Source organism: Salinicola rhizosphaerae (assembly GCF_014652715.1).
Taxonomy (GTDB): domain Bacteria; phylum Pseudomonadota; class Gammaproteobacteria; order Pseudomonadales; family Halomonadaceae; genus Salinicola; species Salinicola rhizosphaerae.
Map to the genome: position 1 here is coordinate 1 of NZ_BMZI01000024.1, position 545 is coordinate 545.

Genomic DNA, 545 nt, shown 5'->3' on the forward strand with positions numbered 1-545 from the left:
CTTGGCAGAGATGCCTTGGTGCCTTCGGGAGCTCTGAGACAGGTGCTGCATGGCTGTCGTCAGCTCGTGTTGTGAAATGTTGGGTTAAGTCCCGTAACGAGCGCAACCCTTGTCCCTATTTGCCAGCGATTCGGTCGGGAACTCTAGGGAGACTGCCGGTGACAAACCGGAGGAAGGTGGGGACGACGTCAAGTCATCATGGCCCTTACGGGTAGGGCTACACACGTGCTACAATGGCCGGTACAAAGGGTTGCGAGACCGCGAGGTGGAGCGAATCCCATAAAGCCGGCCTCAGTCCGGATCGGAGTCTGCAACTCGACTCCGTGAAGTCGGAATCGCTAGTAATCGCGTATCAGAATGACGCGGTGAATACGTTCCCGGGCCTTGTACACACCGCCCGTCACACCATGGGAGTGGACTGCACCAGAAGTGGTTAGCCTAACTTCGGAGGGCGATCACCACGGTGTGGTTCATGACTGGGGTGAAGTCGTAACAAGGTAGCCGTAGGGGAACCTGCGGCTGGATCACCTCCTTAAACGATTAGC

At 57.1% G+C, this 545-nt stretch carries 1 rRNA gene; it reads left to right on the forward strand.

Features of this window, described 5'->3' with window-relative positions:
* A 16S ribosomal RNA gene (locus tag IE125_RS19160) occupies positions 1-535 on the forward strand; the annotation flags it as partial.
* Positions 536-545: the final 10 nt, after the last annotated feature.